The 20180-nt window shown below is 45.0% G+C and carries 16 protein-coding genes; 8 read left to right on the top strand and 8 right to left on the bottom strand.

Features of this window, described 5'->3' with window-relative positions:
• Positions 1 to 11: 11 nt before the first annotated feature.
• Both FLAVO9R_RS01790 and FLAVO9R_RS01785 read right to left on the bottom strand, forming a co-directional pair.
• Positions 12 to 893, bottom strand: coding sequence for a DMT family transporter (locus tag FLAVO9R_RS01790; protein WP_159528251.1), 882 nt, complete (start codon positions 891 to 893; stop codon positions 12 to 14).
• Between the two features lie 214 nt (positions 894 to 1107).
• Entirely contained in the window at positions 1108 to 1869 is a 762-nt protein-coding gene (locus FLAVO9R_RS01785) for an AraC family transcriptional regulator (protein ID WP_159528249.1), read from the bottom strand.
• A 172-nt stretch (positions 1870 to 2041) separates the two neighbouring features.
• Here FLAVO9R_RS01785 and FLAVO9R_RS01780 point away from each other — a divergent pair, with 172 nt between their 5' ends.
• Positions 2042 to 2956, top strand: coding sequence for a DUF808 domain-containing protein (locus tag FLAVO9R_RS01780; RefSeq protein WP_159528247.1), 915 nt, complete (start codon positions 2042 to 2044; stop codon positions 2954 to 2956).
• A 246-nt stretch (positions 2957 to 3202) separates the two neighbouring features.
• On the opposite strand, the gene FLAVO9R_RS01775 is transcribed toward FLAVO9R_RS01780, so the two are convergent.
• Positions 3203 to 3619 carry a hypothetical protein gene (locus FLAVO9R_RS01775; protein WP_159528245.1) on the bottom strand — a complete coding sequence of 139 codons (417 nt, stop codon included), beginning with the start codon at positions 3617 to 3619 and terminating at the stop codon, positions 3203 to 3205.
• Between the two features lie 440 nt (positions 3620 to 4059).
• Here FLAVO9R_RS01775 and FLAVO9R_RS01770 point away from each other — a divergent pair, with 440 nt between their 5' ends.
• Positions 4060 to 4347 carry a hypothetical protein gene (locus FLAVO9R_RS01770; protein WP_159528243.1) on the top strand — a complete coding sequence of 96 codons (288 nt, stop codon included), beginning with the start codon at positions 4060 to 4062 and terminating at the stop codon, positions 4345 to 4347.
• 209 nt (positions 4348 to 4556) lie between these two features.
• Here FLAVO9R_RS01770 and mrcB read toward each other — a convergent pair whose 3' ends face one another.
• Positions 4557 to 6827 (bottom strand): penicillin-binding protein 1B, encoded by a 2271-nt coding sequence (gene mrcB, locus FLAVO9R_RS01765; RefSeq protein WP_232370712.1) that lies wholly within the window; start codon positions 6825 to 6827, stop codon positions 4557 to 4559.
• Positions 6828 to 7128: 301 nt separating this feature from the next.
• Between mrcB and FLAVO9R_RS01760 the strand changes: the two genes are divergently transcribed.
• On the top strand, positions 7129 to 7332 hold the full coding sequence (locus tag FLAVO9R_RS01760) for a hypothetical protein (protein WP_159528239.1): 204 nt from the start codon (positions 7129 to 7131) through the stop codon (positions 7330 to 7332).
• A 127-nt stretch (positions 7333 to 7459) separates the two neighbouring features.
• The gene (locus tag FLAVO9R_RS01755; protein WP_159528237.1) at positions 7460 to 8686 is read left to right on the top strand and encodes a lytic murein transglycosylase; all 1227 of its coding nucleotides are present in this window, start codon (positions 7460 to 7462) and stop codon (positions 8684 to 8686) included.
• 28 nt (positions 8687 to 8714) lie between these two features.
• On the opposite strand, the gene hrpB is transcribed toward FLAVO9R_RS01755, so the two are convergent.
• On the bottom strand, positions 8715 to 11348 hold the full coding sequence (gene hrpB / locus FLAVO9R_RS01750; protein WP_159528235.1) for an ATP-dependent helicase HrpB: 2634 nt from the start codon (positions 11346 to 11348) through the stop codon (positions 8715 to 8717).
• A gap of 204 nt (positions 11349 to 11552) precedes the next feature.
• Between hrpB and thpR the strand changes: the two genes are divergently transcribed.
• Positions 11553 to 12236 carry an RNA 2',3'-cyclic phosphodiesterase gene (gene thpR / locus FLAVO9R_RS01745; protein WP_159528233.1) on the top strand — a complete coding sequence of 228 codons (684 nt, stop codon included), beginning with the start codon at positions 11553 to 11555 and terminating at the stop codon, positions 12234 to 12236.
• 139 nt (positions 12237 to 12375) lie between these two features.
• A complete protein-coding gene (gene purU, locus FLAVO9R_RS01740) occupies positions 12376 to 13230 on the top strand; it encodes a formyltetrahydrofolate deformylase (RefSeq protein WP_126872973.1) in 855 nt (284 codons plus the stop codon).
• Positions 13231 to 13399: 169 nt separating this feature from the next.
• On the opposite strand, the gene FLAVO9R_RS01735 is transcribed toward purU, so the two are convergent.
• The gene (locus FLAVO9R_RS01735; protein WP_159528231.1) at positions 13400 to 13918 is read right to left on the bottom strand and encodes a YgjV family protein; all 519 of its coding nucleotides are present in this window, start codon (positions 13916 to 13918) and stop codon (positions 13400 to 13402) included.
• A 325-nt stretch (positions 13919 to 14243) separates the two neighbouring features.
• Here FLAVO9R_RS01735 and FLAVO9R_RS01730 point away from each other — a divergent pair, with 325 nt between their 5' ends.
• On the top strand, positions 14244 to 16439 hold the full coding sequence (locus FLAVO9R_RS01730) for a M3 family metallopeptidase (protein WP_159528229.1): 2196 nt from the start codon (positions 14244 to 14246) through the stop codon (positions 16437 to 16439).
• 325 nt (positions 16440 to 16764) lie between these two features.
• Positions 16765 to 18675, top strand: coding sequence for a methyl-accepting chemotaxis protein (locus FLAVO9R_RS01725; protein WP_159528227.1), 1911 nt, complete (start codon positions 16765 to 16767; stop codon positions 18673 to 18675).
• Positions 18676 to 18702: 27 nt separating this feature from the next.
• Here the strand turns inward: FLAVO9R_RS01725 and FLAVO9R_RS01720 are convergent, their stop codons facing one another.
• Both FLAVO9R_RS01720 and FLAVO9R_RS01715 read right to left on the bottom strand, forming a co-directional pair.
• On the bottom strand, positions 18703 to 19290 hold the full coding sequence (locus tag FLAVO9R_RS01720) for a hypothetical protein (protein WP_159528225.1): 588 nt from the start codon (positions 19288 to 19290) through the stop codon (positions 18703 to 18705).
• 114 nt (positions 19291 to 19404) lie between these two features.
• Positions 19405 to 20163, bottom strand: a complete 759-nt coding sequence (locus FLAVO9R_RS01715; protein WP_232370555.1) for a hypothetical protein — start codon at positions 20161 to 20163, stop codon at positions 19405 to 19407.
• Between the last annotated feature and the right edge of the window lie 17 nt (positions 20164 to 20180).

Here is a 20180-nt window from a genome sequence, read left to right as displayed (position 1 = left end):
AAAAAACTACGCTACTGCGCGCTTGCCACTCGCCGATGTCGACGTTTTATAATTAGCGCAGGTACAGCATTGCTAATTACCGCGCCCAGCATAATAAGTGCAATTGCCATTGTAATTGCGCCAGACAGTGTACTTATTCCAAATAGAAATAGTGCAATACTGGAAATGACTGGTGTGGCAAAGCTTAGGCTTGCTAACAACTGGCGATTACCAAATTTAAGCCCAATATCCCATAGGTAAAACGCGCCGCCTACAGGCCCCAAACCTAATAATATGGCACTTACCCAGACGGTAAATGAAAGGTCCCAATGGCCTGACTCAAGGGTTAAATGGGAACCCAGCGCCAATATTGCTACTGCAATCGATATCCAGCCAATGTCTTCAACATCGCTTTTAGTGCCAGCCATAAACCACGAATAACCCGACCAAATTAAGGCGCAAATAAATGCCAGCCCATAGCCTAGTGTATATTCGCTGTTAAAGTGAATGCTTTCACCCCCTGTGACTAAAATTCCGCAACCAACAAACCCTAGTGCCCCCCCTATCACGGCAAACGCCCGTTGATGCGCATTAGCCACAGCAATACCGAGCAGCAGTGGCCAAAGGTAGGCAATAAGGCTTGCTTCGATGGGCGGTGCGTAGCGAAGGGCAAGGAAATAACAAAAGTGAAATCCAAATAGACCACAGGTAGCCACTATCCATTGGGTAAGTGTTAATTTAGGCAATTTGTATAAAGATTCTCGCTTGATTAGTCGCTTTATAAAAAGCAATAAAGCAGAAACTGAAAAGCAGATGAAAAGTAACTGGAAAGGCGGCACTGACGATGCGTAAACACCCAATACAGCTAATACGCCCCACGAAATGATGGCCACAAGCCCTATAAACGTTGCCATTACTTGCCTATTGTTAAAAGTTAAGAAGCCTAAGCATAACCGTAATTGTATATTCTATCTGTGCAGAAAAGGCGGTGTGGTTGATTTAAAAGCCTGATTTTCAGTTAAACTTTGCTGCGTTAATGAATACTACGCTTTCAAATATTTTGCGGGCAAATACTACTCGAATAAATACTTAGCTAATAAAAGGGACTGATCATAGTTACCTTCTTGGCTATCGACGTTTAAAGTGTGAGGGCGGCATGCCCAGATGCTGTTTAAACCGACGGGTAAACGCAGACACATCGTCATACCCCACGCTTGCAGCCACCGCAATAATAGGCATATCTGTGTTGCTTAGTAAGGCCCGCGCTTTCTCCATGCGCACATTAATAAGGTATTCCCTTAGCCCCACCCCAGTAGCGGCTATAAAGCGCTTTTTAAATTGTGTTGCGCCCACACAGGCAATGTTAGCAAGCGACGTGATAGTGTGTGGATAGGCGACATCTTGGTGAATGCAAGAAAGCACTGGAGCAATACGTTTATCGGTGGCAACACCGCGTTGCTGTTGAGCTAAAAGTGCCGAGAACAAACCTAGCATGGCATCATTTTCATCATAAGTTATGTGATGTGTTAATTGCACTTCAACGTACGCTAAAAACGCCTGCATGGGTGTGCTTATTCGAAAAATGGGAGCGCCTTTAGCGGATAAGGAGCCTTTAGCGGGTAAAGAGCCTTCTGCAAATAAAATGCCGCCAGCAATATTGCCCGGCACCGATTGCAAGTCCGCTACAATGAATTTCGCCAGCTCATCGGCAGTAAAGCCATGAATGAACCCAGGCGCGATACAAATACCCTCTCCTACTCCTACACTGCCACTAAAATGATCAAGCGTTATATCGATATGTCCGTTAAGTGGTAACACTAACTGGTAATAGTCATGAGCATGCATGCACATAGTGCGGGTATACGAACGAATAGATAATGACGGCTTCACGTTACCTCACAGGTATGCATAGTTGCTTTAAATTAACCACCCCCTGTTAAACGTAATTGGGGCACAAAAACTCAATATATTAAAAATTAGCTATTACTTTTTATACCTTAACATTGCCAACCTATGACAGTGCAACGTATGCTGCATTTTTGGTTTTTTAAAGGAATGTGATGTGGCCGCTGCGAACTTATTAGCCCTTCTCGATGATATCGCAACATTGATGGATGACATTGCTGTTATGTCGAAAGTGGCAGCAAAGAAAACTGCTGGAGTACTGGGTGATGATTTGGCGCTTAACGCTAACCAAGTGCAAGGGGTGAAAGCTGATAGAGAATTACCCGTTGTTTGGGCAGTAGCGAAAGGCTCATTGCTAAATAAAGTTATCTTGGTCCCTGCCGCCCTCCTTATTAGCGCTTTTGTGCCCTCGTTAATCACGGTACTTCTTGTACTAGGCGGGCTTTATTTGTGCTTTGAAGGGGCCGAAAAGTTGCTCCACAAATACTTACCTCATGATGATGAGTCAGCAGAACGTGAAGCGAGAATAAATGCCCTTGCTGATGAAAAAGTGGATATGGTCGCGTTTGAAAAAGAGAAAATTAAAGGCGCTATTCGTACCGACTTCATTCTTTCAGCGGAAATTATTGTGATTGCACTAGGTAGCGTAACAGATGCGACTTTTACCACCCAGGTAGGCGTATTGGTGGCCCTAAGCATTGCTATTACGGTAGGGGTTTACGGGCTGGTTGCTGGTATTGTCAAAATGGATGATGTAGGGCTGTATTTACTGCGTAAATCACTCACGGGTACCATGAACACCCTACAACGCTTCTTTGGTCGGGCACTGTTAATTGCCGCGCCCATTTTAATGAAAACCCTTGCAATAGTTGGCACCATTGCCATGTTTTTGGTGGGCGGCGGTATTCTTACTCACAACATTAGTTTTCTGCATCACGCCGCAGTGTGGTTCAGCGAACTCGCGCCATCTATAACTACCGTAATGGCGATTGCTGCCGATGGTCTTGCGGGTTTAGTCGCTGGCGCGATTTTGGCTGTAGTCGCAACCACTATCAGTCGCTTGCGCAAATAGTAAATATTAAGGGGCAACTTTATTGCCCCTTTAACGCTTTCTATCACTTTCCTAGTACTTTCCAACACTCTTCTATGCGCAATGACTCCATGTGAAAGCTAGCCTACGCATCTTATCATTGAGAAAGAGAGTCATACCAACGCCTCAACAATGGGCCCGCTAATACTTGGCTATAAATAGCGACTAAAAACCTCACGCCGAACGTTTTGCGTCATTTTGGTTAACTAGTTAGGCAATTTCACACTGCTATTCAATTTTGCTAATTTGAAGTTCTTCTCCAACCAAAGTTAGCCATAACTGAAGAGGAGGCTCCTTGCTGTACTCCAGAATCGACTGGGTTAAAAATTCTAAATCTTCACTAGGAACGTCAAAATTCTCTAGGTAGATCATGTACCCAGCCAGATCTGATTTCGATAATTGATGACTTCCAATTAAGAGAACTTTTTTGTTGTTCAGTAGTGATCTACTATCAAATGGAGCGTGGCCAATAAATGGTGACAAACCTTCAACTTCATTCAGCATCGGGATAGACTGGAATTTCTCCTGATAAATTGCGATATGGTAATCATCCCTATTGAAATCTAGTAGCCGAAACAAGGTTATCTCACCATTATCATCGGAGATACTTGCATAATAGCCACCCCAAGAAATTTCTATATCCACAATTATATACTCTCTTATTTCTTCCGTGTTGTTGGCCCTTTGCACGTCATCGCACGACTTAAAACGTTTGTTAGATAGTCACTTTTAATTAAGTCTAATACTTTAGATAACTGAGCCAAATATTTATCTTCTTACCTTACAAATATTCTCTGGTTTTCTGCGCCACACTTTAATTTTCACTTCCCACAATGACGAGCGTTAGTTATTTTGACCAAAACACATCTACAAACTAACTAAATATTAGTTAATTCGTTAATTACGAAAACCTACCTTAAAAACAATAAAAATAAAATACCATATTAATCATTAACTTAACTAATTATAAAAAGATGGCACATCCCTCGCTATAAACTAATTGTTAATTGATAACGACTTAATAAATAACTGCCAAGCAGTCCGATTTAGTGCAGTGACTCACTTTTACTCATAGGAGATGACCCATGTTTACCAACAAAAAATTACTTACTGCGCTGATTCTAAGTACTGCATTTACAGCCACCACTGCAATGGCGGATGAACCAACAAGTAACCTAACCTCGCAGACCGATTATTTAGTGGCCAGTGCGATGGCAGATGTAAAGCAAGATATGACAACAGGCATTACGTACGACGTGTTAACGGCCAGCCATACTTTTGAACCGAACGCGGCAGAAGCAAGCACTTTAATTGCAGATATTACGATTACGCCAATGAAAAGTGATGAGTTTCAAAACGATAACGACGCGTAAGGAGGCAGGTATGCTAACCGCGAGCTCATTATTGATGTTGATTTTGGCACCCGTAGCAGCATTTGCACTTAGCGCTGTAGTGTTTTCAACAGCGCGATATATGTTAGACCAGTTTTAGTACTACTTTTAAATTTTAGCCACTCCCTGGGGCTTTCAGGAGGCAATAAAAAGCATATTGAGTTGGATGCTTTTTACTGCCTACCTGTTTTTTATCCAAATATTCTTTCCCACCAGCTTTTCTTTTCGCTCTCTTTTTCTCCATCAGGCCTCACCGCATTGCCAGAACAATCTTGTTGTGCCGGCGGCAATACATCAAGAATAGCGGGTACACTCATGCTTCCTGCACACCCGGCAATCACCACCGCACCGGTCTTCGCGTCAAAGTGCGCAATACCCAGACCATCAGGAAAGCGGCGAGATAACGATTTAGGCGACTGAGACTTCATATAATTAATAAAAACCGGTAAGGCACCGCTGGCACCGGTTAAATTTACAGACAAGTTATCATCATTGCCTACCCACACAGTAACAACATTGTTGCGGTCAAAGCCGCTGAACCAACTATCTCGGTAATCATCTGTAGTACCGGTTTTACCTGCCATATTCACGTTACCAAAGTTCGCGCCTACTTGTTTTGCCGTCCCTTCCACCGTGACTTTATACAACGCGTAATTCAGCAGGTAAGTTGCAGCTTCGTCGGTTCGCTGCGCATAAAATTCAGCCTTTTTCCATAACAGTGCATTGTCAGCGGTTACGACTGAGCTCACTGTATGAAGGGGCACATAGCGCCCGCCGTTCGATAATGTTTGGTACATTTGGTTGGTAACAAACGGCGTTAACTCTACCGCCCCTAATGTAAGAGAAGGCACCAAATTGACCTGAGAAGTAACGCCTAGTCGTGCAATCGTGTCAGCAATAACATCAAGCCCCACTTGCATGCCTAAATTAACGGTAGGCACATTCAAAGATTCAACCAATCCTTGAATAAGCGGCACTTGCCCTCTGAATTCTTTATCGTAATTTAACGGTGACCATTGCTGCCCATTGTCACTCTCTAGCGTAATAGGCTGATCTTCCAGTGGCGTGGCTAAATTAAACTGGGTTGGATCTTCAAGGGCTGATAAATACACCGCGGGTTTAATCAACGAACCGATTGGACGCTTTGCCCCCAACGCTCGATTAAACCCTCTAAAGGAGTAATCTTTACCACCCACAATCGCTCTCACTTCGCCTTTCGCACTGTCGGTCACAACCATCGCGCCTTGAAGGGGATTTTTTCTGTTCGTTTGTAAACTTGCAATCGTACCAGAGAGGGCTTTTTCTGCCCGGCGCTGAGCCACGATATCTAACGTGGTAAACACCTTTACACCGGAGTCACGCAAACTTGAGTCGGCTAGAATATCTGCAAGCTCTCGTCTTACCTGCTCCATAAAAGCAGGGTGCTTGCCGCTGGCTAAACTAGCGCCACTGGCCAAGCCTAATGGCATATTAATCGCCCGTTCGTATTGACTGCGGTCAATTTCATTTTCGTCAAATAGCATACGCAGCACCAAGTCTCGGCGCTCTTTAACGCGCTCGGGGTGTTTACGTGGATTATAATAAGAAGGGCCTTTGATAATAGCCACAAGCGTAGCAATTTCAGTAGTGCTCAGTTCATTTGCTGGGCGATCGAAGTAGAAATAACTAGCCAGTCCGAAACCGTGCACCGCCATGTCACCATTTTGACCTAAGAAGACTTCATTTAAATAGGCTTGAATTATTTCCGACTTGGAGTATCTGGCGTCTATGATCACTGCCATAATGGCTTCTTTCGCTTTACGCACAATCGAGCGCTCGCGGGTTAGAAACATATTTTTGACTAATTGCTGGGTAAGCGTGCTACCACCTTGGACCGTTCTGCCCGCCGCAATATTTGCTAATAGCGCCCGTAGTATTGATAACGGAGCCACACCGTGGTGATTATAAAAATTACGGTCTTCAACCAAAGTTAGCGCTTTTGGAAGCATGTCGGGAATAGTATCCAGTGTGACCAACATTCTGTCTTCCTGACTCCCACTGACCATGCGCGTAACTAACCATGGCTCTAGCTTTACAGTGCCAAATGGGCGAGTTTGCGTTCTATCTTGAATCAGACTAATCCGACTGCCTTGCCAGGTTATCTCTATATGGCGAAGCCCTTCTGCCCCTTCAGGGAAATGAAACGCGCGGCGCTGAATATTTAAAATACCATTTCGATAACTGTACTCGCCGCTACCATCTGCTTCATTAACTTTGCGGTATCCCAACAAGGTTAATTCATCTATCACTTCAGTGGGGGTAATTTCCTGCCCTTTACTCAGTTCTAAGGGGCGGGCAAAAATCTGTGCAGGAACTTCCCATTTATTACCTGAAAATTCATGTTTAATTTGCGCATCTAAGTAAAAGGCGTAGGCGCCAAGTACCACTACGCCTATCAGAAATAAGCGTAAGAAGAGCTTCATTATTGAAAAAGAGTTAGGTTTGGATGCCGCTTTAGTTTGTTTTTTTGCCACTTTTTTTGCCACTGAGAATGCCATGATATGAAGCTGAAAAAATTGTGCAGCTTTCTGAACACAATTTCCAGCGAATGCTGAAGAATTTTGTAGCCGCATATAAACAACTGCGTGCTGCACACTCTGAAGTTAGCGAACACTACCACTGCTCCTTCTCGGCAACAACTACAAAAATAGCACCACGTTAAAATCAATCGTTTCAATGACGCCACCCGTAGTAATGTTGAATACATACACTCAAGGAGCAATTATGACATCTGAAAATAGGGCGAGTTCTATTGCCAATATGGAAGGGTTACAATCGGCTATCGTGGCGGGAGAGACGGCCAGAGTGAAAGAGCTATTAGAGGGTCGTTCGTTAGATGAACTTCAAAAAGGGTATTTAATCGAGCTTGCTGAATTAAACAATGATGGCGAAATCATTGGGATTTTAAAACAAGCGCCAACGGCATAACGCCACAAGGTAGGTTTACATATTGTTACGTATCATCTGCCATAAACCTTAGCGCATCATTGAATTATACTCGCGTTTTACAGTCACATTGAGATAGCATGTGTGCTCGCAATACAGGAATTGAACTATGGGTTTTAAGGGTAAAGGGAAGCAGTGGGTTACTGCAGTATCAATGATGTCGGCACTGCTGTCAGGGCTGTGCACCGCTTCTGCAATGGCCGATGAGGCGTTTTCCATGTGTACCTCTCAACTTGCTAACAAAGCACTTGAGCAAGGTGTCAGTCAAGACACTGTCGATGCCATTTTCCCCACATTAGCATACCAAGCACGTGTTATTGAGCTTGATAGAAGCCAACCAGAATTCGTTCAAACCTTTCCAGGCTACTTTAGTAAACGTGTAACCGATTGGCGCACGAACAAGGGCCAGGAAATGTACGAGAAGCATAAGGACTTGCTGCACAAATTAAGTGACAAGTACGGTGTGCCGCCGCACTACTTGCTGGCCTTCTGGGGGCTTGAAACTAACTTTGGTAATTACAAAGGCAAAATGCCTGTTCTTGATTCGTTAGCCACGCTTGCTTGCGATCCCCGAAGAAGCAAATACTTTACCCAAGAGCTTTTGGTAGCAGTGAAATTATTTGAGCGTGAGTCACTCACCCGTGAGGAAATGGTAGGTTCTTGGGCTGGCGCTATGGGTCATACCCAATTTATGCCGTCGGCTTATACCCATTACGCGGTAGATGGCGACAATGACGGTCAAATCAACTTATGGAATAGTGAAGAAGATGCGCTAACCTCTGCGGCCAACTTTCTTGCGAGTTTAGGCTGGCAACGAGGCTTTCGTTGGGGCCGGGAAGTGCAGCTTCCAGAAAATTTTGATTATCAACTCTCTGGGTATAAAAACCGCCGTACTCTAGCCCAGTGGAATGAACTCGGCGTGAAACAAGCCGATGCAAGCCCGTTGGGCGAGGACGACACGAAAGCGTATGTGGTGGTTCCTGCTGGTCATGCCGGTCCCGCGTTTGTGGGTTACCAAAACTTTCGCGTGATCATGCGTTGGAATAATTCAGAGTTTTACGCCATTGCGGTAGGCGTATTAGCCGATAGAATTTCAGGCGCATCAGGTATTATTGCTCCCCTTCCGGATTTACCAGCTTACAGCCGAAACGATATTATTGGCCTACAGAAAAAGTTGAACGACCGTGGCTTCGATGTAGGCACCCCCGATGGAATAATTGGCCCTGCTACCCGCGAAGGTATTCGCAACTATCAAATAGCAAACGACATGATTGCTGATGGTTTTCCAGGTTTAAACGTGATGCAGTCGTTGAACTTGGTTGATAAGAGCGCCTAGCAGCTTTTAAAAGACTTTACTTGCCCCGTTAACCCATTGCCTTCTTTGTTCTGGCAGTGGGTTTAGCGGTAGCCGGTTCATCTGGCCAAAAATGCTTCGGGTAACGCCCTTTCATTTCTTTTTGAATTGCTAAATAACTGCCTGTCCAAAACCCTGCTAAATCTTTGGTGGTTTGCAATGGCCGACCTGCTGGCGAGAGTAACTCATACACGATATGTATTTTGCCACCCGCCACCGTAAGTGGGGCAGTTTGGCTATACATCTCTTGCATCCTAACCGCTAACACCACATCACCGTTATCGCGATACTCAAGTGCGGCATCACGCCCTGTGGGTATCGACAAATGAGTAGGCAATAATGAAGCAAGAGCATCTTGCTGCGGCCAACTAAGTGCATTATTTAGCGTATTTTTCCAAGGTAACTTTTGTAGTTTCGCCAAAGATTCACATCGGCTTAAGGGCTCAATTAATGTCTCTTTTGCGCTGTGCATTAATGCTGGTAAAGACTGTGGCCAAGGGTCTGGTTTGTCGAACGCCTGCGGTTGAGGTAAATTCAACGATGCCGCAAGTTTAAGCCGATTCCACCATTGCCAGTCCCTCTCAGTTAGTGGCCACTCACTTACTGGAATGTTCTCTAAATATTCGAACCAAGCATGAGCAGTCTGTTTTTTCCAGAAGCGATTATCTTGTTGCTTCTCTTGACCTGATACGGGTTCACTGGCTAAGTCGATGGCATGAAAACCAGTAATAATACGTGCTTCCATGACCTTCTTTGTCACATTAAAACGTACTTGTTTTTTGTGAGTAAACTCATCCTGGAATACGGCGCGAAGCCCAGCCTCGTTAATCGGCTGAGCTAACCTGAACTTCACCGTATTTCCGGTTTGCTGGCCATGTAATACTGCCAACCACTGAGGCGGGGAATGCAGCTCTAATTCGCCGCCTTTTCCACTGGCGAGCTTGTATCCGCATTGCTGGGACTTTCCTTGCATATTCCCCTGCATAGCCCCTTGTCCTTTTTGCCTTCCATTTGTCTTATCAGAAGCTAGACCCCGACAAAACGCCACCCGCTCAGGAAAGGCAATAGCAATACATAGCGCCAACGCCTCTTCTTCTAATCCGTGCATGTCCAATTCGTTCGCATTTAAACCAACATATTTTGCATATCTAGATGCTTGCTGATGAAGCTGCTTGCGCGTTTGACCATCCAGGTTCAACAGCGCATCGATAACATAGGTTTGCTCGAACTGCCCACCAAGGTTTTCTGCTAATGCCACCACAAAAGGCGCAGCACATTTGAGTTCGCGCTGCATAGCAGGCTCTAGTCCTTCGACCCCTTGCGCGCATCGTATTAATAGATTCGCCAAATTCGGATGGCAGGGTATGCCAGAAAGTGTACGCCCATAAGGGGTTATTATTTGGTTTGTGCTAAGGCCTTCGTCGTTAAGAGCATTAATGGCGGTTAAGTTATTATTAGCCACCTTTAACTGCGCGCCGCTTGGCTGGGTTAACATGCCCAATGATGCGGGCGTAGCGCCCCATTGCAATGCATCTAGCAATAAGGACGACACATCTTCTCGTAATACTTGCGGGGCATTATGCTGCGCCATACGCTCAAAACTGCTTTGACTGCATAGCCGGTAGCAATCGCCCGCGCTAACTCGTCCCGCTCGCCCAGCCCGTTGAATAGCCGATGCTCGGGATATACGCTGTTGCATTAACTGGGTAAAACCACTGGAAGGGTTATATTGGGCTTGGTTCTCCCACATACTGTCTACCACTACCTTAACCCCTTCTATGGTTAAGCTGGTTTCGGCAATATTGGTGGCAAGAATAATTTTGCGCCGCCCTTGAGGATCAGGGTTGATAGCGGCTTGTTGGGCGTCTTTGCCCATCGCCCCAAAGAGTGAGTGCAATGCCACATCATATTTATTTACCAGCGTGGAGAGTCGTTGTGCCACGCCTCGAATGGCTCCGCTTCCTGGCAAGAAGACCAGTACATCACCTTGATGCTGAGAAAACGCTCGGGTAGTCACCTCTGCGGTGGCGCTAACCACCTCATGGGCGAGCACATCCTTGCTGTAATGCATATTAACGGGGAAGGTTCGTCCTTCTGCATTGAGGTTAATCGCAGGTACAGCGCCGTAATTATCCATTAATGCAGTAAGTGGCTCTACATCAAGCGTGGCAGACATAACCACTAGGCGGAGATCTTCTCGCAAGCCCGCTTGTACGTCGAGGGCTAGCGCTAAACCGAAGTCGCTATGAATGCTGCGCTCATGAAATTCATCAAATATAATGGCCGATACCCCAGTAAGCTCAGGGTCAGACTGAATCATTCTGGCGAGTATACCTTCGGTTATCAGTTCAAGGCGGGTAGTTTTTCCTACCTTACTCTCACCTTTAATTCGGTAACCTACTGTGTCGCCCACTTTTTCATTGAGGATGCCTGCCAGGTAATTCGCCAAATTCCTTACGACTACGCGGCGAGGCTGCATCAACAACACTTTACCCTGTGGTATCGCGCTTAATAGAGAAAGTGGTAGCACCGTGGACTTACCTGCACCCGGCGGTGCACCTATGATAAGGTTGTTTTCGCCAATCGCGTTGTTAACGGGTTCAATAAGCTGGGCGGCGGGTAAATGTAATAACGGCTGTAACATAAAGGTTTGCAATACCTAGATAAACTTCTCACACTATTGTACTTGAATTTACCTGTAGCAGAAGTTCTGCATTACGTTAAAACAAGCACGGCTAGAGTAAGCACAGCGAAATAGAGACACCTGACGATATGTCCATTAGGGTTTAATTCATTTTCTATTAACTAGGACGTGTTGACTTAATTACACGTAGATAGAGGAGTGGGTATGCGTTGTTTCATTGGTTTAGATTTACATTCAACAGAAAAATTAGCCCTTGATAGTTGGCGGCAACAAGCCCTCCCAGAGGTGACAGCCCGCAACATGTTGAACCTTTCGGAGGGCCGAGCCCACAATGAAGGTAGAGGGAACGAAGGCAGGCGGAGCAAGGGAAAAGAGAGCAAAGGTAAAAGACGTGACTCAGGCGCATCCCAACCTTATGCGGTTAACGCAGCCAATTACCATATGACCTTAAGTTTTCTCGGCCACATTACTCACCGACAGCATGAAGCGTTAGTCGCCGAACTAGATACGCTAATACATGCACCATTTTCACTAACCTTAGACACTACAGGTATTTGGAACGGCCCTAAGATTCTCTTTGCCGCACCACAATCACCGCCAGCAGAGCTCATGGCCTTAGCAAAATCTACCCGCAAGGCCGCCAGAGCAGCAGCTATAGAGGTTGATGGTAAAGTGTTTTCGCCCCATGTTACCGTTATTCGAAAAGCCACGGCGGCGCTTCCTGTGCCTTTGTATACCCCTCATGTAGAGATGCATGCCTCGGCGTTTCACCTTTTTGAATCTGTCTCTACACCGCAAGGGGTTACATACCCCGTTAGGCAAAGTTGGAATTTAAAGCACAATATGTCAGTGCGTGAGAAGCTACGCCGAGGAATTAATGATGAGTAGTTGGTTAACGATCATTCATCGGGTGATATTATTTATAGCAAAATAGCCTATTTCAGTTAGGCTTTTTCAGCCCAAAAACCTTTACATCACTGGCGTAGCTGGGTAAAAAGGGGGTCTTATTTAGTGAGACCTCAATTCCATGCAACAAACGTTTCGATTAGTAATAGATTGCCCTGACCAAATTGGCTTAGTTGCCAGTGTTTCTCAGTTTTTAGCTAGCCATGGTGCCACCATCGTTGAAGCTAACCATCACACCGATTTACAAACCGGTAGATTCTTTATGCGCCACGAAATTGGTGCCGATTCTATTGGGTTAGATTACGACAGCTTTTTAGCAGAATTTGCGCCTTTGGCGAACGAATTTCAAATGAATTGGAAACTCTCTGATTCGGGTAAGAAGCAGCGCGTTGCCTTACTGGGTAGCGTGGAATCTCACTGTATGGTTGATTTACTGCATCGCTGGCACACCGGTGAGCTTGATTGCGATATTCCGTGCATTATTGGCAACCATCCACAAATGAAGCAATTTGCCGATTGGTATAAAGTGCCGTTTCATTGGGTAGACTTTAAAGCGTTGGGCAAAGAAGCGGCTTTTGCGCAAATCTCAACCTTATTGGAAGAGTATAAAATTGACCTAACAGTGCTTGCCCGCTTCATGCAGATTTTACCAGATACGCTATGCCAACAACTTCAAGGTAAAGCAATTAACATTCACCATAGTTTCTTACCGAGCTTTGCAGGGGCTAAACCCTACCAACAGGCTTACGATCGCGGCGTTAAGTTAATTGGGGCAACCTGCCATTACGTCACCAAAGACCTAGACGAAGGCCCTATTATTGAGCAAAGCGTTAAGCGTATTAGCCACAGTGATAGCGCGGTTGATATGGTGAGAAAAGGGAAGGACTGTGAAGTAACCGCCCTTGCCCATGGCGTGCGTTATCATTTGGAAGACCGCGTGATTATTCATCGCAATAAAACCGTGGTATTTGCATAAGACACTGTTTTATAAATTTCGCAGCAAGATAAAAAGCCAGACGAGAGTGACTCCTCTGGCTTTTTTAATTCTGGCAGGCATGAACAAATTTACTTTATGACGCTGCAACCTGCGTACAGGCTCAATTTCAACTTTACCACTACCCCTCTTTTGTGGCGCTAATTTGGCGCTATACTGTCAGTGCGGCAACTTGTCTGCGCAACTTAACGTAGTACCACGTATTTGAAATGGCAAACAAGATCTCAGTGATAGCCAGTCCCCATGTTTGAGTGGCCACACCGTAAACCGTAAAGTTTAGCGAGCCAACTATCATACAAATGCGTAGTCCAGCCTCTTTACAATGTAGTTCACCAAATCGGTACACCATAAAAGTCATTACTGGCATAAGTTCTAATAGCCCTGTTTTTCCCGTAAGGGTATTAATACTTGCCACTAGCACGGTCATCAACGTCAGAATAATATAAGTAGCGTACGCGGGTAAAAGCTTCTGAGTTACAATACGGTATGTTGTACTTAAGCCTGCCACAGTAATAACAACAGCCCCACCCCACGCTTGCTCGAAAGCAAGTAAGCTGGCTAGCGCCACACACAACCCTAAATTCAAAAATAAAAGCTTGCGCTCTGTATTAGACCAAAACGACCCAATAGCAAACAATACAGGGATTGTATGAAGCAATAATTCAAACACGCCGATGCTCCTTCATAGATAACAAGTGAGGCAGAAATTCCATTATGTATTGGCGCGAAGTGTAGTGATTAGTCTAAAACTTTCAATGGTTTTTTTAGCCTTTTCGACGAGTGTCATTTAGGCGCTACTACTCGCATTCTCGTTAGCCTAGCGGCTTAATACGTTAAGAGACATTTACGTTATTTTTACAATGGCATAGTATTGAATGTGTGAGATTTTAATTAACGCTTCAATCGGTGAAATTGATCTGCTTTACTAGTGCGTGTAGACCTAACGATAATAAACAATAAAAGAAATCATAACCATAATAAGACAGGAAATAATAATGGGAAAATTTAAAACTTCACTTACTGCCATGGCGGTAGTGGTTGCACTGGGTGCCTGCTCAGAACAAAAAGCACCTCAGGCAACCTCAGCAGACACTACTGAAGTTGCTGCAGCACAAGAAACTCATCAGTTCGACAATGTGCTACTGCAAGAGTTTAAAGGCCCGTATGGTGGCGTGCCCGCTTTCGATAAAATGAAATTGGAAGACTTAAAACCCGCTCTTGAAAAAGCAATGGAACTAAACCTTAAAGAGATTGATGAGATTGCGAATAACCCTGAGCCCCCCACATTTGAAAATGTGATTGTGGCTATGGAACGTTCGGGTAGCGAGCTTAGTCGTGCTTTTCGTTACTACGGCATTTGGAGTGCGAATAAATCTAGCCCCGAGTTTCGCGCCATCCAAGTAGAAATGTCGCCTAAGTTGTCTGCATTTTCTACCAAAATCACACAAAACGAAAAGTTGTTCGAACGTGTTAAAGCGGTTTATGAGTCAGAAGAACGCTCGACTCTTACCGAAGAAGAACAGCGCATTGCTTGGATGACTTACAACGAATTCGCACGCAATGGTGCCACCTTAGACAGCGAAGCGAAAAAACGCTATGCCGCAATCAATGAAGAATTAGCAACCCTCTATACGTCGTTCTCAAATAACGTACTGGCGGATGAAGAGAACTACGTAACCTATATTACTGAAGACCAATTAGGTGGCTTGCCTGAATCTTTCGTAAAAGGCGCTAAATCTGCCGCCCAGAGCCGTGGTGAGCCGGATAAATATGCAATAACAAACACCCGTTCTTCCATGGATCCGTTCCTAACCTATTCTACTAACCGTGAATTACGCGAAAAAGTATGGAACACCTATTACAGCCGTGGCGACAACGCAGATGAATTTGATAATAACGAAACTATCAAACGCATTCTGACATTGCGTGATGAGCGAGTGGAATTACTCGGGTATGAAAACTATGCCCAGTGGCGCTTAGAAGACCGTATGGCAAAGAATCCTGAAAACGCCATGGATCTTATGATGAAGGTTTGGCCCGCTGCCATTGCACGTGTTGAACAAGAAGTGGCCGATATGCAAGCCATTGCTGACGCTGAAGGCGCTGATATCACTATTGCCCCTTGGGACTATCGTTTTTATGCCGAGAAAGTTCGCCAAGCCAAGTACGACCTAGACTCAAACGAAGTGAAGCAATACCTGCAGCTAGATAAACTGCGCGATGCTATGTTCTACGTTGCTGGTCGTTTGTTTAATTTCAACTTTACCCCAGTGGAAGAAGGCAAAGTGCCTGTATTCCACGAAGACGTTAAAGTATGGGAAGTGACCGATAAAGATTCCGGTGAACACATTGGTTTATGGTACTTAGATCCGTTTTCTCGCAAAGGTAAACGCTCTGGTGCATGGGCCACAACTTATCGCTCGTCAACAACCTTCGACGGCAAAAAGACGGTGTTGTCTTCTAACAACTCTAACTTCGTAAAAGGGGCTGAAGGCGAGCCAACACTCATTTCATTTGATGATGCAGAAACCTACTTCCACGAATTTGGTCATGCACTGCATTTCTTATCTGCTGATGTGAAATACCCCTCTTCGCACTCAGGCGTACGTGATTACACTGAGTTCCAGTCGCAACTTTTAGAGCGCTGGTTAACCACCGACGAAGTCATTAATCAATTCTTAGTACACTATGAAACGGGTGAACCTATTCCTGCTGAACTTGTTGCTAAGATTAAGAAGGCATCAACCTTTAATGAAGGCTTCAAAACCACTGAGTATATGGCTTCTGCCATTATGGATTTGAAGTACCATACCACTGATCCGGCTACTATTGAGCCCGATACCTTTGAACGTGAAGAGCTTACAAAACTCGGTATGCCTGAAGAGATTGTTATGCGTCACCGCACACCTCACTTTGGTCACGTGTTCTCTGGTGAAGGTTATGCCGCAGCCTATTACGGTTATATGTGGGCAGAAGTGCTGACAGCTGATGCATCAGAAGCCTTTATGGAAGCACCGGGTGGATTTTACGACGAAGAAGTGGGCAATCGCTTAGTGAAGTACCTCTTTTCGGTTCGTAATGCGATGGATCCAGCTGAAGCCTATCGCAAATTCCGTGGCCGCGATGCCAAAGTTGACGCATTAATGCGCGACAGAGGTTTCCCAATTCCTGAAGATAAAAGCGAAGATTAATCGTTAAACCTCCCTAAAAAAGCCGCGAAGTTGAGAAATTCACCTCATTTCGCGGCTTTTTCTTGACCTTTCGGTCAATTTAACTTCAAAATCATCTTATCGGCTTTTGTACGTCGAAAGTATAATAATTCGCGATCCTCAGCCGATATAAACACAATAATAAAAAAACTAGTGCGCACTACCTCTCCTCGTGTTTCATGAAGTGATTAATAACCTGCAACTAAGCAGTAAAGTAGACGCTAACAGTAATAACACAACGCCCAAGACGTGACTGTGCCTGCAGTGCAGCGTCGTTATTTCAGCAGTCAAAATATGGTCGGAAGTTATGACTTTGAGTATTAAACAAAAACTGATTCTTTCACTGATGGTGGCTGTGTTGGCAGCCTCAATATTGGTAGGCTCAATTAGCCAATGGATAGCCCGAGACTTAGTAAAAGAAAACATGGAACAGCTTCAACTTCCTTCACTGTTGAAGCAAATTGGCAATCAGGTCGACAGAGAAGCCAGCGTGATGCTTTCTGTTGCCCATGGCATTGCGTCCAATCCAGACATTTTAGCCTGGTCGGCCGCTGGCGCTGATAGTTCAGGTGAAAAGCGACTTATCGCTTATCTAAACGACATCGTGACTTTCAACGACTTAACCGTGGCCTCTTTCGTCGATAGAAAAACCACTAAGTATTGGAACCAAGACGGTTTTTTACGGGTGCTAAAGAATGACGAATTTGACGGATGGTTTTTTACTTACCGTGATAGTGGTACGCCAATTTCACTTAGCTTGTATAACGAACCGGGTCAAGGTTATAGGTTGTTCGCAAACTTCCAACAAACCGCAGGCCGAGGCATGTCTGGCGTCGCGAAGTCTGTAGACGAGCTTTTAGATATTATTAACGCGGTAAAAATTGCCCAAACTGGCTATGTGTATTTGGTTGATGGCGAAGGCACTATTATTGCCCACCCTGATACTAGCCTATTGGGAAAATCCAAACTGAGTGCCATTAGTGGCGCAGATGCGTCGCGGTCTTTACTGCAACAACGTGATTTTGCGATGGCAACCAGCGAAGTAAACGCCGATGACGTCCTTTTTGCCAGCACGTACGTTGAAAAGTCAGGTTGGTACGTGGTTGCACAAGTACCAGAGCAAGAGCTTTATGCCTCGTTAAATGCAGGCAGTCGGCAGATTATTTTGTGGTCTATTGCCATCGCGGGCTTGTTCGCACTGCTTGGTATTTGGCTGGCATCTTCACTCACTAAGCCTATCGAATCACTGGCTGATATTTTCCAGCAACTTGGAAAAGGGCAAGGCGATTTGCGTTCAAGAATTGACGTACCAGAACAAAGAGAAACCGCGCGACTGGTTGAAGGCTTCAATAGTTTTATCGACCACCTTCACCGCACTATTGTATCGGTAGCCAAAACTAGCCAAGCCCTTAAAACTTCGGCTCAAGAAGTGGCAAGCCAATCTCAGCAAAATGAACGCTCTACTCGCAGTCAGCGAGACCAAACCATGCAGGCAGCAACAGCGTTAACTGAAATGGGCAGTACGGTAACTGAAGTAGCCCAGTCAGCTACCTATGCGGCACAAAATGCCAATCGTGCGACGGAAAGCTCGCAAGAAGGCCGCCTATTTACCCAAAAAGCCGTGCACGCAATATCGAATCTTTCTACGCAAGTAGAAAGTGTGTCCGAGGTTATTCACTCCCTTGATGAACACACAGCGGCTATCGGCGGCATACTTGATACTATTCGCAGCATTTCAGAACAAACTAACTTGCTTGCGCTGAATGCAGCTATAGAAGCCGCTCGGGCTGGCGATCATGGCAGAGGCTTCTCTGTGGTTGCCGATGAGGTTCGTACCCTTGCTCAACGTGCGGCTGCCGCTACCGATGAGATTCAAATTAAAATCGATAAGTTTCAGCTAGACTCAAAAACGGCCGTTTCTCAAATGCAAGACAGCAAAGCACAAACCAAAGAAGTGGTGGGTGCTACCGATGATATCGATAAGCTGCTTCAGAAGATTACTGACGAAATCGCGCTGATCAACGACGTGAACACTCAAGTGGCCACCGCGACAGAGCAACAAGCCACAGTCGTTGAGGATATTAGCCGAAGTATTAATGAGATAAGTTCATCGAGTGATGAAACCCTTAATGCCACACATGTGTTAGTAGGCGTTAGCGAGAAGCTAGACGAACTCGCAAACGAACTGGCTCAAGAGGTTAGTCAGTTTAAGTTGTGAGATTAGTTTTATTTCAATACTGCTTGGCTAGAACGCAATAGCGTATTGCAGTTTAACTTGGTTGTCGTGGGCTTTGCTCCACGGCAACTGGATTGTTGCGCTGTCCGACTTCCATGACTCTCTAGAAGCCGCAACCGTGAGCGTGTGTCTGTCTTCCATTAGAGGAACTTCAAAATACACACTCGCTGTAGTACTGGTAGGGAGTTGAATCACTTCGGCAACGGGAATGGAAATTTCATGTTCAGGACGAATTTTGTGGCTTAACCCAACCCGGTAACTTCCTTTGTCCCACCAACTCACCACTTCAAATTCGTGGCTTTTAACCCGCTGAGTAAGTACACCGTAATCGAGTAAGCCTTTGTTATAGTGAACAATCGCTTCTACATTAAAGCGTTTAGTAAATTGCTGGTTTACCACCAACTGATACTGCTTTTGCTTACAGCCTTTAAATCTAATCTTATTTTTAGATAGCGCAATGGAAAAGGTATCATCAAAACTTACATATTCGCTCAACCATTGCTCAGCATCTTCGACCGCTGAGGCAGATGCAGACATCGATAACCATACACATTGAAGTGCGGTAAGCATCACAAGAAGCTGAGAAGATCGAAGCATTATTCGGTACCTAATGTGCAAAAGCAAAGTAGACCCCAATATAACCATGAAGCGAAAAGCGTGGGAATTAGCCATTATGCTAACTCCCCTCAAGTGTTTAAATTATAGACAAATTTATTTTTGGCTAATGGTAACTTTGGTAAGTGATGCCTTGCGATGCCCCGTCGCTTCTTCTGAAAACCAGTAATTGCCGTTGTCGTCAACACATACACCTTCTACTTGTTTATAGGCAGGTAACGGCCAAATGTTGATAGGAACAAACTGACTATCAACCTGTGCCATGAAAGTATCAAAGTTACCAAAGGGGTCAGATTTATAGCCCACAATGACGTATAGATTACGAGCAGCATCGTAATCTGCGCCAGTAATAACACCCGGTAAACCTTCGATATGCGCAAACGCGGTTAGTGTCTGGGGCTGTGTAGACTCGTTAACTTCATACACTTTAGCCACACCGGTACGCCAGCTTTTCGAGAACAGTATTAACTTTCCGTTGGCATACGTCATGGCCTCTGAATCAAAGTCATGGGCATAAGGCATGTTGCTACTTGGATTGTTGCCTTCATAGGCTACTGTCATTGTGACTATATCGTTAAGGTCATTTTTATTGACCTTATATATAGTAAGACTCTCACGACGGCCCTTGTTGTTGCCAACATCCGCAACATACCAATGCGTTGAACTTGCTGTAACCGCTTCCCAATCGATGTTGTCTAACGCCATTCTATCGGTTTTAATCACCTTGCCTTCATAAGATAGATGAAACAATTCCGGTTTGTTTCCAGAGTCGTTCAAACTAACGAGTGTTGAGGCATTACAAAACAGCCCCGACGTCTCTTCTAATACGTCAGGAAGCACCGTTAACTTACCCACAGATATTATAGTCTGAG

The sequence above is a fragment of the Alteromonas sp. 38 genome, from assembly GCF_902506055.1.
Taxonomy (GTDB): domain Bacteria; phylum Pseudomonadota; class Gammaproteobacteria; order Enterobacterales; family Alteromonadaceae; genus Alteromonas; species Alteromonas lipotrueae.
The sequence above is the reverse complement of the archived record's forward strand: the minus strand, read 5'-3'. Positions and strand labels throughout refer to the sequence as shown.

Excerpts from the sequence above, each read along its gene's own strand:
- FLAVO9R_RS01760 (WP_159528239.1), top strand. The coding sequence starts at position 7,129 with ATGACATCTGAAAATAGGGCGAGTTCTATTGCCAATATGGAAGGGTTA.
- hrpB (WP_159528235.1), bottom strand. The coding sequence starts at position 11,348 with ATGTTACAGCCGTTATTACATTTACCCGCCGCCCAGCTTATTGAACCC.
- FLAVO9R_RS01725 (WP_159528227.1), top strand. The coding sequence starts at position 16,765 with ATGACTTTGAGTATTAAACAAAAACTGATTCTTTCACTGATGGTGGCT.
- FLAVO9R_RS01720 (WP_159528225.1), bottom strand. The coding sequence starts at position 19,290 with ATGCTTCGATCTTCTCAGCTTCTTGTGATGCTTACCGCACTTCAATGT.
- thpR (WP_159528233.1), top strand. The coding sequence starts at position 11,553 with ATGCGTTGTTTCATTGGTTTAGATTTACATTCAACAGAAAAATTAGCC.
- FLAVO9R_RS01755 (WP_159528237.1), top strand. The coding sequence starts at position 7,460 with ATGGGTTTTAAGGGTAAAGGGAAGCAGTGGGTTACTGCAGTATCAATG.
- mrcB (WP_232370712.1), bottom strand. The coding sequence starts at position 6,827 with ATGAAGCTCTTCTTACGCTTATTTCTGATAGGCGTAGTGGTACTTGGC.
- FLAVO9R_RS01770 (WP_159528243.1), top strand. The coding sequence starts at position 4,060 with ATGTTTACCAACAAAAAATTACTTACTGCGCTGATTCTAAGTACTGCA.
- FLAVO9R_RS01790 (WP_159528251.1), bottom strand. The coding sequence starts at position 893 with ATGGCAACGTTTATAGGGCTTGTGGCCATCATTTCGTGGGGCGTATTA.
- purU (WP_126872973.1), top strand. The coding sequence starts at position 12,376 with ATGCAACAAACGTTTCGATTAGTAATAGATTGCCCTGACCAAATTGGC.
- FLAVO9R_RS01730 (WP_159528229.1), top strand. The coding sequence starts at position 14,244 with ATGGGAAAATTTAAAACTTCACTTACTGCCATGGCGGTAGTGGTTGCA.